Source organism: Rhodothermus bifroesti, assembly GCF_017908595.1.
GTDB classification, from domain to species: Bacteria; Bacteroidota; Rhodothermia; order Rhodothermales; family Rhodothermaceae; genus Rhodothermus; species Rhodothermus bifroesti.
In genome coordinates, this window is sequence record NZ_JAGKTL010000005.1 from 92448 (window position 1) to 108803 (window position 16356).

12 protein-coding genes and 1 pseudogene are annotated in these 16356 nt (G+C 55.5%); 12 read left to right on the top strand and 1 reads right to left on the bottom strand.

The window, feature by feature from the left end; all coding sequences use genetic code 11:
• The first annotated feature begins 204 nt into the window (after positions 1-204).
• The 11 genes and pseudogenes from J8E65_RS11375 to J8E65_RS12730 form a co-directional block, all read left to right on the top strand.
• Positions 205-567, top strand: a complete 363-nt coding sequence (locus tag J8E65_RS11375) for a hypothetical protein (protein ID WP_210376155.1) — start codon at positions 205-207, stop codon at positions 565-567.
• A 346-nt stretch (positions 568-913) separates the two neighbouring features.
• Entirely contained in the window at positions 914-2512 is a 1599-nt protein-coding gene (locus tag J8E65_RS11380) for a class I SAM-dependent DNA methyltransferase (RefSeq protein WP_237181978.1), read from the top strand.
• Positions 2509-4197 (top strand): ATP-binding protein, encoded by a 1689-nt coding sequence (locus J8E65_RS11385; protein ID WP_210376157.1) that lies wholly within the window; start codon positions 2509-2511, stop codon positions 4195-4197. The genes J8E65_RS11380 and J8E65_RS11385 overlap by 4 nt, the downstream gene beginning before the upstream one ends.
• 217 nt (positions 4198-4414) lie before the next feature.
• The gene (locus J8E65_RS11390) at positions 4415-5734 is read left to right on the top strand and encodes a restriction endonuclease subunit S (RefSeq protein WP_210376159.1); all 1320 of its coding nucleotides are present in this window, start codon (positions 4415-4417) and stop codon (positions 5732-5734) included.
• An 11-nt stretch (positions 5735-5745) separates the two neighbouring features.
• Positions 5746-7038: a hypothetical protein gene (locus tag J8E65_RS11395; RefSeq protein ID WP_210376161.1), complete on the top strand. Its 1293-nt coding sequence runs from the start codon at positions 5746-5748 to the stop codon at positions 7036-7038.
• A gap of 138 nt (positions 7039-7176) precedes the next feature.
• Entirely contained in the window at positions 7177-8007 is an 831-nt protein-coding gene (locus tag J8E65_RS11400) for a hypothetical protein (protein ID WP_210376163.1), read from the top strand.
• Between the two features lie 138 nt (positions 8008-8145).
• Entirely contained in the window at positions 8146-8706 is a 561-nt protein-coding gene (locus J8E65_RS11405) for a transposase (RefSeq protein ID WP_210376165.1), read from the top strand.
• An 11-nt stretch (positions 8707-8717) separates the two neighbouring features.
• Positions 8718-11870, top strand: coding sequence for a type I restriction endonuclease subunit R (locus tag J8E65_RS11410; RefSeq protein WP_210376167.1), 3153 nt, complete (start codon positions 8718-8720; stop codon positions 11868-11870).
• A gap of 169 nt (positions 11871-12039) precedes the next feature.
• Entirely contained in the window at positions 12040-12432 is a 393-nt protein-coding gene (locus J8E65_RS12625; protein WP_210376169.1) for a transposase, read from the top strand.
• Between the two features lie 4 nt (positions 12433-12436).
• Positions 12437-12721 carry a transposase gene (locus J8E65_RS12630; RefSeq protein ID WP_210376171.1) on the top strand — a complete coding sequence of 95 codons (285 nt, stop codon included), beginning with the start codon at positions 12437-12439 and terminating at the stop codon, positions 12719-12721.
• Positions 12722-12728: 7 nt separating this feature from the next.
• Positions 12729-12861 (top strand): annotated as a pseudogene (locus tag J8E65_RS12730) (type I restriction enzyme endonuclease domain-containing protein); the annotation flags it as partial.
• A 165-nt stretch (positions 12862-13026) separates the two neighbouring features.
• Here J8E65_RS12730 and J8E65_RS11430 read toward each other — a convergent pair.
• A complete protein-coding gene (locus tag J8E65_RS11430; RefSeq protein WP_210376175.1) occupies positions 13027-14481 on the bottom strand; it encodes an amino acid permease in 1455 nt (484 codons plus the stop codon).
• Between the two features lie 410 nt (positions 14482-14891).
• Between J8E65_RS11430 and J8E65_RS11435 the strand changes: the two genes are divergently transcribed.
• Positions 14892-16334 (top strand): hypothetical protein, encoded by a 1443-nt coding sequence (locus J8E65_RS11435; RefSeq protein ID WP_210376182.1) that lies wholly within the window; start codon positions 14892-14894, stop codon positions 16332-16334.
• Positions 16335-16356 lie beyond the last annotated feature (22 nt).

Genomic DNA, 16356 nt, shown 5'->3' on the forward strand with positions numbered 1-16356 from the left:
GTACGTGTCGCATAAGCAAGCGATGTAGAAAAATGAGCCGCGTAGATTTGATGCTTGAAACTGTTACCCCACTTTTTTTAGCAGGGGCTGATTTGCCCGCCTTCTTGTAGAAGCGGCTTGGGCCGGGCGCGAGCTTAGGCTTGACGACCTGCCCATTCTCAACGCCCTCTGGGGCAGGACCGGCGGTTGACCACTGACGAGGCTATGCGCCTTATCCCAAAATCAGAAACCGAGGTTAGAGCTGTGCTCAATCGTCTGGTCGAGTTTGGCGTTGTGGAAATTCGCGGCGAACGCAAAGGCCGCACTTGGCATCTCTCCGCGGCGACCTATCGCCGTTTGGGTAAACCTGCCGCCTATGTACGGCAGCGGGGCTTTGAGCTGCTCCAAAAAGAGCAAATGGTCATGCCATATGTGGAGAGGCATGGTCGGATCACGCGGTGCGAGGCCGCCGAACTGCATCAGCTCGGCCCTTTTCAGGCAACACGATTCTTAGACTGTTTAGTTACCCCTGGCAAGTTGGTTTGGTTGGGCACAAATTATGTTATGAACGAAGGCGCTAAATTATGAGCGCGCGCAAATATTTATAGTTGTTTTATAGTTGTCGCGGGACCATGCGTGCGAAGAAAACTGCACTGCGGGGTTACGCTGGTATTGGTCATAGCCAAAAACCGAAAGGGGCTGGGGTGTGGTGGGTGAATGGGTTGAAAGACCAATGGGCGAGATCGCTGACCTTGTTGAGGGAAGTACTCCATCCACACAAGCCCCCTAGAACTTCGATGGCAACACTCCCTAGCTCACACCAAAGGACCTGGCAAGACCCGCATCCATGCTACATGTGGAAGGGTGACCAGTTGGTCGTCCATACAATTTGCCGCAGGTAGAATAATTGTAATCTTGCAGTGAGGTAACCCCGATGAAACGAAAGATTCGCAACCACCAGACAAACAGCACCACGCTCGGCTATGAGGCCGAGCTGTGGCAGATGGCTGACGAGCTGCGCGGCTCAATGGACGCCGCCGAGTACAAGCATGTCGTCCTCGGCCTCATCTTTTTGAAGTACATTTCGGACGCCTTCGAGGAGCACCACAAGCGGTTAGAGCAGGAGCCGTACGCGGACCCAGAAGATCCCGATGAGTACCGCGCCCAGAACATCTTCTGGGTGCCGCCCGAGGCCCGGTGGGAGTACCTCAAGACGCAGGCGCGCCAGCCCAACATCGGTCAGCTCGTGGACGACGCGATGGAGGCCATCGAACGCGACAACCAGGCCTTGAAAGGCGTCCTTCCCAAGGACTATGCCCGCCCTGCGCTGGACAAGATGCGCCTCGGCAAGCTCATTGACCTCGTCAGCAACATCAGGGTCGGCGATGAGGATGCCCGAGCGAAGGACGTGCTCGGCCGCGTGTACGAATACTTTCTCAAGCAGTTCGCCAGCGCCGAGGGCAAGAAAGGCGGCGAGTTCTATACGCCCCGCTGCGTAGTTAGGCTGCTGGTCGAGATGCTTGAGCCCTTCAGCGGCCGCGTCTACGATCCATGCTGTGGGTCAGCGGGCATGTTTGTACAATCGGTGGAGTTCATCGAGGCTCATGCCACCGGTAACGGGAACGGCGGGCGGGCTCGGTCTCAGGTCAGCATCTACGGCCAGGAGCTCAACTACACCACGTGGCGCTTGGCCAAGATGAACCTTGCCATCCGCGGCATCGATGGCCAGATCGCCCAGGGTGACACGTTCCACGACGACCGGTTCCCTGACCTCAAGGCCGACTACATCCTCGCCAATCCCCCTTTCAACATGAAGGAGTGGGGCGGTGAGCATTTGCGGGAGGATAAACGGTGGAAATACGGTATCCCCCCTGTCGGCAATGCTAACTTTGCCTGGGTGCAACACATCATCCATCATCTTTCGCCCACTGGCTATGCGGGCTTCGTGCTCGCGAACGGCTCCATGTCCTCCAACCAGTCGGGCGAGGGCGAAATCCGCAAAAACATCATCGAGGCTGACTTGGTGGATTGCATGGTGGCGCTGCCGGACAAGCTCTTTTATTCTACCCAGATCCCCGCATGTCTGTGGTTCCTCGCGCGGGACAAGAGCGGCCGACCTCCTGCTGGACAGAAGGAACCCCTTCGGGACCGCCGCGGGGAGGTGCTCTTCATTGACGCCCGCAAGATGGGCCGGATGGTGGACCGCACGCACCGCGAGCTGACCGACGAGGAGATTGCTCAGATTGCGCGCACCTACCATGCTTGGCGCGGGCAAGCGGGTGCCGGCGCGTATCAGGATGTGCCTGGTTTCTGTAAGAGCGCTACGCTGGAGGAGATTCGCAAGCACGGCTACGTGCTCACGCCTGGCCGCTACGTCGGCGCTCCACCGCAGGAAGACGACGATGAACCCTTTGCAGAAAAGATGGCGCGGCTGGTGACACAACTGCGCGCGCAGCAGGCGGAAGCTGCGAGGCTGGATGCGGCGATTGAAGCAAATTTGCAAGAACTCGGATTTTGGAGTCCGAAACCATGACACCGGAACTGCTGAAAGAGTTGCTTCGACAAGGTGAATCGCTGGATGTCGAGTTCAAAGGCGAGGAACGCCGTCCTCTTTCCGACGACGAACTTGTCGAAACTGTCGTTTGCTTGGCGAACCGTTCCTCCACCAAGCCGGCGTGGCTTCTTGTAGGTGTGGAGGACGATGGACGCGTGACCGGTGCGCGTCCCCGCCACGAGTCTGGACGCACGGATCCACAGCGGATCGCTGCCCTCATCGCTAACCGCACTCGGCCCTCTTTGAGCGTGCAAGTCTCCCTAATCCCCTGGAAGGGTAAAGAAATTTTGGCTATCGAAGTGCCCCCATCTCACACCCCTGTTGCTACCACAGGGGGCAAGTATCTGCGGCGGGTAGTAGGTGGCGACGGTAAGCCTGCTTGCTTTCCCATGTTCTTCCACGAGATGCAATCCCTGCAAGCTGACCGGGGTATCTTAGACTATTCCGCTTTGCCTGTTCCCCAAGCTCGCTGGGAAGATTTAGATCCTTTGGAATTTGAGCGATTTCGACGGAGTATTCGCGAACGTGGTGGTGATTCTTCGCTGCTGAAACTGGACAACATCGAGTTAGCTAAGGCACTGGGTGCGGTGGAAGCCAACGGCCAAGTCCGCACCATCCGAGTGTTGGGGCTATTGCTCTTTGGCAAGGAAGAGGCGTTGCGGCGGTTGCTCCCTACCCATGAAGTTGCATTCCAGGTACTAAAAGGGCAAAAAGTAGAGGTCAATGACTTTTTCCACTGGCCACTCTTGCGGGTTTTAGAAGAGTGCGAGCGACGATTCACCGCCCGTAACCGAGAGGAAGAGGTTTTGGTCGGGCTTTTCCGGATTGGTGTGCCGGATTATCCCCCTGCAGCCTTTCGGGAGGGGCTGGCAAATGCGCTCGTGCATCGCGACTACACCCAGCTGGGCGCTGTGCATGTCCAGTGGCACATCGACCGCATTGAAATCACAAACCCGGGCGGCTTCCCTGAAGGCGTGCGTCTGGACAACTTGCTCGTCACGCCGCCGCGCCCACGCAACCCTTTACTAGCCGACGCCTTCAAGCGTGCAGGCATCGTAGAGCGAACTGCCCGGGGCATTGACACCATCTTTTACGAACAGCTCCGCAACGGCCGCCCCGCACCTTCCTACGAGCGCAGCACCGAATCGACAGTTGTGCTTGTCCTGCCTGGCGGTGAAGCCAACCTTGAATTTGTCCGCCTCCTCGTGGAAGAGTCCCGGGCTGGGCGTGAGCTTAGGTTGGACGACCTGCTCATTCTCAATGCCCTTTGGCAGGACCGACGGTTGACAACCGATGAGGCGATGCGCCTAACCCAAAAACCGGAACCCGAGGTCAGGGCTGTGCTCAATCGCTTGGTCGAGTTTGGCCTTGTGGAAGCTCGCGGCGAACGCAAGGGCCGCACCTGGCATCTCTCAGCGGCGACCTATCGCCGCTTGGGGAGACCCGCCGCCTATGTGCGCCAGCGGGGGTTTGAGCCGCTCCAGCAGGAGCAGATGGTGATGCAATATGTGGCGAAGCACGGCCGAATCACACGAAGCGAGGCAGCGGAGCTCTGCCAGTTAGGACCCTTCCAGGCAACGCGACTTTTGAGCCGCTTAGTCCAGTCTGGCTTACTCGTCCGGTTGGGCACAAAGCGGGGGACATATTATGAGCGAAAGCGCTAAAATATGAGCGCGCACAAAAAACTTATGAGCGCGCTCATAAGTATGCGCGCCCCTGCAAATAATTGCTCGCGATCAATTGAAAATCGCTCGCGAGCAATAAATTGCTTGCCTGAGCAAAAAACCACGCGCGTTTATCCAATAACCACGCGCGCAAATATAACCGCGCAGGGGGATTCCCTTTGGGTTGCAATTTCCGAAAACTCACAGGAGGTGGGCTATGGGGGGTGAGTGGCGGAAAGCAACTATTGGCGAGGTCTCGGTTCGTGTCACAAAAGGGACGACGCCAACGACTGTAGGTGGCAAGTTCGTTGATCGAGGAATTAGGTTCGTTAAGGTGGAGTCAATCACCGACGACGGTCGAATCGATACCAACAAGCTTACGTACATTGATGAGACCACGAACGCACTTCTCTCTCGCTCGGTCCTTGAGCAAGATGACATCCTCTTCACTATTGCTGGCACAATCGGACGCGTTGCGCTTGTTCCGTCAAGTATTCTACCAGCCAACACAAACCAAGCTGTTGCAATCGTGCGCCCTAACCCCAAGGCCGTGATTCCTCGGTTCCTCTACTACGTTCTGAGGGACGATAGCCGCGTTCGGCAGGCACACACTCGCGTAGTGCAATCCGTGCAGGCTAACTTCAGTCTTAGTGAGTTGAGTTCGCTGGAGATTCCTCTGCCACCCCTCCCCGAACAGCGCGCCATCGCCCACATCCTCGGCACGCTGGACGACAAGATCGAGCTGAACCGCCGCATGAACGAGACGCTGGAGGCGATGGCGCGGGCGATCTTCAAGGCTTGGTTTGTGGACTTTGAGCCCGTCCGCGCCAAGATGGAAGGCCGCTGGCGCCGCGGCGAATCCCTCCCCGGTCTCCCCGCCCACCTCTATGACCTCTTCCCCGATCGACTGGTGGAGTCAGAACTGGGGGAGATTCCGGAGGGGTGGGAGGTAAAAGCCCTCGACGAGATCGCCCGCTTCGTCAACGGCCTGGCATTGCAGAAATACCCTCCAACGGACGATCGATGGCTGCCAGTCATCAAGATCGCGCAACTGCGCGTCGGCAACACGAAAGGAGCAGACCGCGCGAGCGCCGACCTGGACCCGGACTATGTCGTCCAGGACGGCGACATCCTGTTTTCCTGGTCAGGCTCGCTGGAGTGCGTGTTCTGGGCCGGCGGGCCCGGCGCGCTGAACCAACACCTGTTCAAGGTTACGTCGGAGCAGTATCCGCGATGGCTCTGCTATCTGGGGATACACCAGCATCTCGACGATTTCCGGCATATCGCAGCGGGCAAAGCGACGACGATGGGTCACATCCAACGCCACCACTTGTCCGCTGCGAAGCTGACTGTGCCACCGGAAGCGACGTTGCAAGCGATGAATGCTGTAATCGAGCCAATCATCGAAAACACGTGGCGTCGTGCGGTTCAGTCGCGCACCCTCGCCGCCCTGCGCGACGCGCTTTTGCCCAAACTCATCTCCGGCGAGTTGCGGGTGAAAGATGCGGAGAAGTTTTTGCAGGAGAGAGGGTTATGAGTCCTCCCACCATGCGTACCCTCGAAAACAAAATCAAGCGCAGTGTCAAGGGCGTGCTCACGACCGAAGCGTTCAAGAATTGGTTTCAGGAGCAGAAGGCGCATGACGGCGACCTTGTTATCTTGAACAATAGCTTCATTTACCGAAAGCCCGTCATTAAAACCTCTAAGAACGAGCAATACCTCTGCCTTACGGTAAAGGGCGGCCAACCAAGTACAGACGAGCTTTCCATCGTGAAGCCAGGCGATATCGATTCAGACTTTAAGTTGTTCAGCTCAAAATCGAAGAACCTGCCTGACCGTATCCCACTTCAGGAAGCTGTACAGCAGGAGGTGCAGCGGATCGGTTCGTTGGTATTCGTCCTCATTGGCGAGTTGCAGGATGCTGATTGCGAGGTCCCTCTTAACCACAGCTTTCTCAAGTCGGTGAAGTATGACCCCGCAGCCCAACAAACGCATGTCCAAGACATCGCTGGTGGCAGTAAGGCCGTGGTAGTGAACCAGCTGACAGATCCCGGGGCAGCGTGGAAAGCTGTCGAGAAAGTCGTGCAAGGTCAAGTGGGCCACGCGCTCGATAGCTTAGAGGTTGCTTTTGCCGACGCTTTCGAGAAGTTGCGGGAGGAAGCACGTAAGCGCTTAATTCTACCTAAGCCCGGGGCGAAGAAGCGGAAGACTTCTGCAACGTTACTCTCGCGGTTTCGGGCTTCAGCTGAGCAGCAGCGCAAACTTTATAGCAAAGCGCTGAGTGAGTACTCTAAAGGTGGAAATGGAGCTGATTCATACCTTAGAGATGCCATGCGTGTTGCCTACAACTTCGCAGATGATGCGATCAAGGTACTTGAACTGCTAGTGAGCGTCGCAGACCTAAAGGCAGTGCTCTTGTGGTGCACAATCAAAGAACATTTTGAGGTTGCCGAAGCCTTTAGGAACCTGCCATGGACAAAGAGTCGAAAGAAACCATCCCTAGAACGTTATCGAGAGATAATCAGTGGGGTACGGAACCGGGCGTTTCATAACCTACTCGCGCTAGATCGTACAGTTGAAGCCAACCTAGAGGGTATCCAAGTAAGTGCGAAGCGGCTTACATTGTTTCCGCCATATGCGCGTCGAAAAAGCCACGTCCATTTCGAATATGAGGATCGAGAAATGGTGCAAGTTCTTTCGGAACTGACACGTGCTCCGGAGGCGACAGTGCCGTTGGAGTTCTGGAAGAAGAACAAGGTGGTCATGGAGCGCTTTGAACAGCTCCTTGAAGCAACAGAAAATGCATTGTGGATACTCAACAAAGTCAAGGGGTCTACATAAGGATGTTCTTTGAGGATCGCTTAGCCAAATTGATGGTCGAATCTGCTGCCATCCGCAACGCGCTGCTTCCCTGGCTGATCTCCAGCGAGCTGCGGGTCAAGGATCCTGAAGGATTCCTAAAAGAATGGGGGTGAACAGATGAGTAGCTTAACGGATAGCGAAAAGCGATACTTCGAAGCAATTCTAGGCATGAAGAATGGATACGTGCTCAACTACACGGATGCTACGTTTGCCGAATTGTTCAGACGCTACAATATCGATATTCACAGTCAAAAATACCAAACATACGGAACATCAAAAGCCAAGAAGATGCGAGCCTTTTGGGATCAGGAACCTGATTCCGTTGTTGGACCTGTCTTGAAGGAAGTGCTCGACGCTTATGTCCTGCAGTGTGAACTCAGTGGCAGAAAGCCGAATGAAGCTATCCTTAAAAAATGTCAAGCGATTGTTTCTAGATTGTCAGGAGGTAAAGCCTCGCCTACATCTGCCGAAACGGGCGATGCGTTCCTACGCCAGGAATTCGTCATCTCGAACCTGAGCAAACTTCCAGTTGAAGGGCCGGTTACAGACATCATTGCGGCCAGGCTGGACGAGGCAGCTAAAGCTCTTAAAGCAGGCGCTTATTTTGCTGTTATTGTTCTATGCGGGAGTATCCTCGAAGGCGTGCTTCTTGCGGTAGCTCAACGACATCAGGAGAAATTTAACCGCTCACCAATCAGTCCCAAGACAGCCGAAGGCAAGGTCAAGTCCTTCCATGAATGGAGTCTTGCACAATTGATCGACGTGGCCCACGACGTTGGATTGCTTAAGTTGGACGTCAAAAAGTTCAGCCACGGTTTGCGAGACTTTCGGAATTTCATCCACCCATACCAACAAATGCGGTCACAATTCACGCCAGATCAGCATACGGCCAAGGTTTGCTTTCAGGTGTTGAAGGCGGCTCTGGCGGACCTGGCGGGGGAGCGGTAAGATGAACGGGGGTCCCATTGCCCTGAAACTACTCACCTTGACGCACCACCGAGCTCTGAGCGACAACCTGTGTTGCAAACCCATCTCCAGCGAGTTGCGGGTCAAGGATGCTAAACGGTTTTTGAAGGAGCGGAGGCCATGAAATACGACCCTAAAAAGCATCACCGCCGCAGCATTCGGCTGAAGGGGTATGATTATTCCCGGCCCGGCGCGTATTTCATCACCCTCGTGACCCAGGATCGGGCGTGCCTATTTGGCGAGGTGGTGGATGGGGAAATGCGGTTGAATGCATGGGGGAAAATTGCGCGGCAATGTTGGTTTGACATCCCGGTGCATTTCCCACATGCCGCATTAGATGCATTTGTGGTGATGCCCAACCATATCCATGGGGTTATTATCATTGTCGATGGTAGGGGCACGGCATGCCGTGCCCCTACCCTGGAACAATTTGGGAAACCCGTGGCCGGTTCCATCCCAACCATTATCCGTTCGTATAAATCCGCCGTTGCCAAACGCATCAACGAACATCGCGGCACACCCGGCGCCCCCGTCTGGCAACGCAATTATTTCGAACACATCATCCGCAACAGTGATGAATTACACCGCATTCGGGAATACATCACCAACAACCCGTTACAATGGGCCTTGGATCGGGAAAACCTGGATGTTGTAAGGGCAACGCACGCGTCGCCTCTATAAAAGAACGAACCATGGTGCACCTGACCGAATCTCATGTCGAGGAAGCCGCCCTCTCCTGGCTGGAATCTATCGGTTGGGGGACCGCCTACGGGCCGGACGTGGCGCCAGGGACGCTCATGGCCGAGCGCGCTGATTACGGCGAGGTAGTCCTGGCCCAGCGGCTGCGCGACGCCCTGGCTCGCCTTAACCCCAACTTACCCGCCGAAGCGCTGGAGGATGCCTTCCGCAAGCTCACGCGGCCCGAAGGGGCGGATCTCCTTCAACGCAACCGCGCGCTGCACCGCATGCTCGTGAATGGCGTGAACGTGGAGTATCGGGCGGCGGACGGCGTCATCCGTGGCGCGCAGGTGTGGGGGATCGATTTCGACGATCCCAATAACAACGATTGGCTCGCCATCAACCAGTTCACCGTCTCCGAGCAGCGGTCCACCCGCCGGCCGGACATCGTGCTTTTCGTCAATGGCCTGCCGCTGGCGGTCATTGAGCTGAAGAACGTGGCGGACGAAAAGGCGACCATCTGGACCGCTTACCAACAGTTGCAGACTTACCAGGCTGAGATCCCCTCCCTGTTTGCTTTCAACGAGGTGCTGGTGATCTCGGATGGTACCGAGGCGCGCGTCGGTGTACTCGGTGCTGGAGGTGAATGGTTCAAGCCCTGGCGCACGATCACGGGCGAAACGCTGGCTCCGGAGACGATGACACAGTTGCAAGTGGCAATCGAGGGGCTATTTGAAAAACGCCGCTTCCTCGACCTGGTGCGTGACTTCATCGTCTTCGAGGACGATGGCAGCGGGCGGCTCGTCAAGAAGATGGCAGGCTACCACCAGTTCCACGCCGTGCAGGTGGCTGTGGCGGAAACGCTGCGCGCGGCAAAACTCACTCGCGCGGAACAAGTAGCCGAGCGGGGTCCGGGCTACGAGGCAGGACGCAAACCCGGCGGTGCGCCCGGCGACCGCCGCATAGGCGTGGTCTGGCATACGCAGGGCTCTGGCAAGAGCCTGACGATGGTCTTCTACGCCGGCCGCATCATCCGTGAGCCGGCGATGAGGAATCCGACGATCGTTGTCCTCACCGATCGCAACGATCTCGACGACCAGCTGTTCGGCACCTTCTCCCGATGCCAGGACCTTCTGCGCCAGCCGCCCGTGCAGGCGGAAAGCCGCGCGCATCTGCGGGAGCTCCTCTCCGTGCAAGCGGGTGGTGTGGTATTTACCACGATTCAGAAGTTCCTGCCTGAAGAAAAAAGTGATCGGTACCCCACGCTTTCGGAACGCCACAACATCGTCGTCATCGCCGACGAAGCGCACCGCAGCCAGTACGACTTCATTGACGGCTTCGCCCGTCACATGCGCGACGCCCTGCCCAATGCTTCCTTTATCGCCTTTACCGGAACCCCCATCGAGCTGGCCGACCGCAACACGCGTGCCGTTTTTGGCGATTACATCAGCATTTACGACATCCAGCGAGCGGTTGAGGACGGCGCCACCGTGCCCATTTACTATGAGAGCCGGCTGGCCAAGCTCGACCTTCCCGAAGAGTTAAAGCCGAAGATCGAGGAAGAATTCGAGGAAGTCACGGAAGGTGAGGAGGTCGAGCGCAAAGAGAAACTCAAGAGCAAGTGGTCGCAGCTGGAGGCCATCGTCGGTGCTGAGAAGCGCCTCAGGCTGATCGCTCAGGACATCGTCGAGCATTTCGAAAAGCGGCTGGAGGTGCTGGAAGGCAAAGCGATGATCGTGTGCATGAGCCGGCGCATCTGCGTTGAGCTGTACAATGAGATCGTCAAGCTGAGGCCGGAGTGGCACCACGAAGATGACGATAAAGGCGTCATTAAAGTCGTGATGACCGGGTCAGCGTCGGACCCCCCAGATTGGCAGCCGCATATCCGAAACAAGGAGAGACGGGAGTTCCTGGCCCGGCGTTTCCGGGACCCCAACGATCCTTTCAAGGTGGTCATCGTCCGGGACATGTGGCTGACCGGCTTTGATGCCCCGAGCCTGCACACGATGTACCTGGACAAGCCGATGCGCGGCCATGGCCTCATGCAGGCTATCGCGCGGGTCAACCGCGTGTTTCGTGACAAACCCGGCGGGCTGGTGGTGGACTACCTGGGGCTGGCCCATGAACTCAAGGCGGCGCTGGCGACCTATACGGAAAGTGGGGGTACTGGTCAGGCGGCTATCTCCCAGGAGGAGGCCGTTGCGGTCATGCGCGAGAAGTACGAAATCTGCTGCGATCTCTTCCACGGTTTCGACTGGTCGGTGTGGAAGACGGGACCCCCCCAGGAAAAGCTGTCGCTCCTGCCTGCTGCGCAGGAGCATATTCTGTTGCAGGAAAACGGCAAGGATCGGTTGCTACGAGCGGTGCAAGAGTTGTCCAAAGCTTTTGCGTTGGCAGTCCCACACGAGGAAGCGCTGCGTATCCGGGACGATGTAGCCTTCTTTCAGGCGGTACGGGCGAGCCTGGTCAAGCGGGCACCGGGCGAGTCGAAAACAGAGGAAGAGCTCGACCATGCTATTCGCCAGATCATCTCTCGCGCCGTTGCTCCCGAGGGCGTCGTGGACATTTTCGCAGCCGCGGGATTGAAAAAGCCCGATATCTCCATCCTGTCCGACGAGTTCCTGGCAGAGGTGCGGGGCATGCCGCAGAAGCACCTCGCGGTGGAGTTGCTGCAGAAGCTCCTCAAAGGAGAGATCAGCACCTGGCGTCGCAAGAACGTCGTTCAAGCCAGGTCGTTTGCGGAAATGCTGGAACGGGCGATCCGCCGCTACCAGAACCGGGCCATCGAGGCGGCGCAGGTGATTGAAGAGCTCATTCAGCTGGCCAAGCAGATGCGAGAGGCCGACCGACGCGGTGAGGGGCTTGGCCTCACAGAGGAAGAACTCGCTTTCTACGACGCGTTGGCAACCAACGACAGTGCGGTGAAGGTGCTAGGCGATGAGACGTTGCGCACCATCGCCCGCGAGCTGGTCAGAACCGTCCGCGCGAATGTAAGCATCGACTGGACCCTGCGCGAGAACGTGCGCGCCAACTTGCGCGTGCTGGTGAAGCGCATCCTGCGCAAGCACGGATACCCGCCGGACAAACAGGAAAAGGCGACGCAGGTCGTTCTGGAGCAGGCTGAAGTGCTATCGGCCACATGGGCTATAGCGCCAACAGGTGTTTAGACTACCAGAACTTCCAGCCCAGCAAGAAAAAGCAAGATGCATAACCCCTTAAGATAGACGACATCGCCTTTGACGCGTTGGGTCTAACGCCCAGCGAGCGTGAGGCGGTGTATGAGGCGGTGGTCAATTTGGTACGGGCGCGGTTGGAGAAAGCACGGGGTATGTAGCCATGAAATACGACCCTAAAAAGCATCACCGCCGCAGCATTCGGCTGAAGGGGTATGATTATTCCCGGCCCGGCACGTATTTCATCACCCTTGTGACCCAGGATCGGGCATGCCTATTTGGCGAGGTGGTGGATGGGGAGATGCGGTTGAACGAGGCGGGACGGATGATGGAAAAATGGTGGGCCAAATGGCATCACAAATTCCCAAACGTGCAAACCAACGCATTCGTCATCATGCCCAACCATTTCCATGGGATTATCGTGATAACGTCCAATCCCGTAGGGGCAGACCCGCGTGTCTGCCCCGATGAAACGGGTGCACATGCGGGAATGGGCGCACACACGGGAATGGGCGCACACACGGGAATGGGCGCACACACTACGCGTCTGCCCTGATCATATGGGCGCACACACGGGTGCGCCCCCAACAGGTGCGCCCCTACCGGAAATCGTTCAATGGTTCAAAACGATGACCACCAATGAATATATCCGCGGCGTCAAACAATCCGGATGGCCGCCATTCCGCGGTCGGTTGTGGCAACGCAATTATTATGAACACATCATCCGCGACGATGCCTTCTTGAACCGCATTCGTCAATACATCGCTGAGAATCCCTTGCGCTGGCATCTGGACCGGGAAAATCCTCACCGAACTGGAACAGACGGCGATCATATACTAGGCTGACCGTTGCATCGATGGGATATTTCGCGAGAACGTGCGCGCCAACTTGCGCGTGCTGGTGAAGCGCATCCTACGCAAGCACGAATACCCGCCGGACAAGGAAGGCGTCTCCGACAGTACTGGAGCAGGCTGAAGCGCTCTGACAAGCTGTTCCTGCTAGCTGGCAGCTTAGGGTTACGACATCACGGGGAAATGTACGAATACTTCAGCGCAGACCTGAGGTTTTTTCAGGTTTGGCAATAGTGGTGCGTTGCCCAATGAACTTACAGGCGAATCGGCGCGGCCCGCGAAGAAATCACAAGCACGTCTTACGACGCCCGCGAAGCGCCATGCCGACGGCCATAGGTGAAGTAAATAAGGAGGCCAAGCGCCATCCAAAGCAGCAGCCGAAGCCAAGTGTCCCACGGCAGGGAAAGCATTTGGAGTAGGCTAATGCCCGCTCCCAAGATAGGGACCCAAGGGAACAGTGGCGTTTTAAAGGGCCGAGGGATGTCGGGACGGGTGTAGCGCAAGACAATCACGCCAAGGCATACAATGGTAAAGGCCAGTAGCGTTCCAATGGAGACAAGTTCTCCCAAAATCCCAATAGGAAACAGCCCCGCAAAGATCGCTGCGATAATGCCTGTGACTATAGTGGTGATATGCGGGGTGCGAAAGCGCGCATGAACAGCAGCAAAGTATTTGGGCAAAAGGCCATCTCGGGCCATGGAGTAAAAGATCCGGGGTTGACCTAAAAGCATAACTAGGATCACAGAGCTCAATCCAGCAATAGCTCCAATCTTGATCAAAGGTCGAAGCCAGAATAACTCAGGACCAACGGCATCCACCGCTACGGCTATAGGATCGGGTACGTTCAGCATCTTATAGCTTACAATACCTGTAAGCACCAGCGCCACAACCACGTAGAGCAGCGTTGAAATGCCTAGCGATCCTAAAATGCCTATGGGCATGTCTCGCTGAGGATTTCGAGCTTCTTGGGCTGCGGTTGAGACAGCGTCAAAGCCGATATAGGCAAAGAAAATCACCCCAGCCCCCCGTAAAATGCCACTCCAACCATAAATGCCAAACTTTCCTTCGTTGGGGGGGATAAAAGGCTCCCAGTTGTCCGGGTTGATAAAGAAGATACCGGCACCAATAAACAAAAGCAGAACAAAAATCTTGACCATCACAACGAGATTGTTCATCGTTGCCGACTCCCGGATACCGATAACCAGGAGCGTGGTCATGAGAGCGATAATGAATACGGCCGGCAGGTTGAGGATCGCTCCTGTGGTAGCCCAAGTGTGGGTTTTAGGGTCAAAAGTAAAAGGCGATTGGGTCCACTCGGAAGGTAGAACAATTCCAAAATCCTTAAGAAAGCTGACCACGTACCCCGACCATCCAACAGCGACGGTTGATGCCCCAAATAAATACTCCAGGATCAGATCCCAGCCGATAATCCAAGCAAAAAACTGACCTAGCGTCGCATAGGCATAAGTGTAGGCACTTCCAGCTACGGGAATCATCGAGGCCATCTCGGCATAGCAAAGACCAGCCAAAGCACAGCCAATCCCCGACAGAATAAAAGACAAGACAATAGCCGGTCCGGCATACTGTGCGGCTGCTTGCCCGGTGAGCACAAAAATGCCTGCCCCAATGATGGCCCCAATGCCTAGGCTGACCAAATTCCAGGGACCCAAAACGCGCCGAAGACCCTGACCACGGTCTTCGGCCTGCTCAATAAGCTCAGGAATCGATTTCTTAATGAACAACCTGCTTGCCATACTTATAAAGTAAAAAGGCTGGGGTGTTTTTAGAGAAAGCGTAATAACTTAGAATAAGCAGGATTAATAAACCAATAAAAATAAGGCCTTGTCCAAAAGAGAAGAATTAAAATATACCCCATATTCAAGCGGGATTGCCAATCCAAGAAGCAAGCAGCCGATTGCAGATATATTGGCTCTAAACACAACTCTGCCTAAATGCATCCGCTCTAAAAGCGCTGGATGGCAGCTTTGCCAAAGCCAGAGGGTGTTTGCACTATTCATTGCCAGGTAAGGTACCTATGTAGGGGTGCTTTTGTCGTAGACAGCTGTAGCGACGCGTATTTGTTACGCTTATTGAGTTAAAATTTTTGAGCAGAAGAGGTAACAAATCTGTTGTGAGGGTTTCTTTTTGAAAAAACTAAGACCGTATGTCTTTGGGCTTACGCTGGACGGGGCATGCGCTTATTGATATGGGCGTTGCTGCGGTAGTGCTGGCTACTGGCAATAAAGATCCGAAGGAAGTTACGCAGGCGCAGTGGGCTCAGTGGATGGATGAGCTAGAACAAGATTATAAGAATGAACATTTAAAGAAGCCTTGTTCTATTCTTTTTACGTTGAACGCTTTTGATAACCCTTCTTGGCAAAAAAATCCTGCAGAGCGGACGCGCAAGATTGAGGAGACGTTTGCCTATGCACGGGGTAAGAAGTCAAGTTTAGCATTTGGAGAGCCCTGTACTTTTTTCCCAGAGCGTCTGGCGGTAGTTCGAGCAGCACGGGATCTGTTTCCGTTACTTCAGGGGCAGCGGCAGCTTAATTTTTATCCAACAGGTCGCCCCGAACTTCCCCTTTCAGATTTGGCTTTAGGGTGCGTGCTTTCCTTGCCGCGCGTGGCGCCTGTTGTGAGTGGCCGTTTGATGATTGTAGGCTCCGAGCGCCTAGAACTTGTGCTGGATTTATGCGATATCTGGAAAGATGAGCTTGACCGAGAGCTTGCCCTTTTACGGGCTGGCAAGGACTGGCGCGACCGTAAGGCCCCGCGTACCCGTTTGCTTGAAGCACTTGTTGAAGTTTTTCGCATGCCTAAGCGCTACCATTTCTCTCTAGGTGGGCAGGAGGCTAGTCTTACGCTCTATCATCTGTCAAACAGCGGAAACGCCCCAGGCATCGACCTATATACGGTACCCCCTGTTGTGCACCGTTTTCTCGCTCGTGCTGGATCGGCCGCCTACCAAGCGCATTGGAAAGCGCTTGTGCAGGCTTTTTGGTTTAGGAAGGATAAAAAGGATAAGCAGGAGCAGCCCTTTGAGGAGGCGGATCGTCTACAGGCTTTTAATGAAGTTTATGAGCGCTTGTCAGAGCTGCCCCTAGAGGTTGATGGCTTTATCCGGCGCATTTTCTTGCGCTATGTCCTAAGTCGCGTTGGTGTACGTCGAAAGTTGCACACCACAGACATTGATCAGTGGCCACTAGTCGAGCTCTTTTTAAAGGAAATCATAGGAGATGTTATGCACACCGATCGCATTCAAATGATTCGGCGCCTGGCAGATGAGTTAGCTAGGGAAATCCACGAGCAAAACGACCGTCGGCTTTATCGACAGCTGATGGGATTGGCTTCAGGGACAGATGCCTATCGCGCTTTTCGAGCGCTACTGCTGCGCGCGCTGCGCGAGCGACTGCGTCGAGAAAACCAGCTTTTGTTTACGCTGGAGGACTATCTCCTTTTGTTTGAAGAAGCCGAAGGCTTTCCAAGCAGCGACTGGCGTCTTGTGCGCGATCTCATCCGGATTCGGGTGCTCGAAGAACTCTATCATCGAGGCTTTTTCCAGCAAGCCCCAGAGCTTTTAGAGGAAGAAATAAACATCGAAGAATAGTCGATCTAACAAAAAAGAGGGT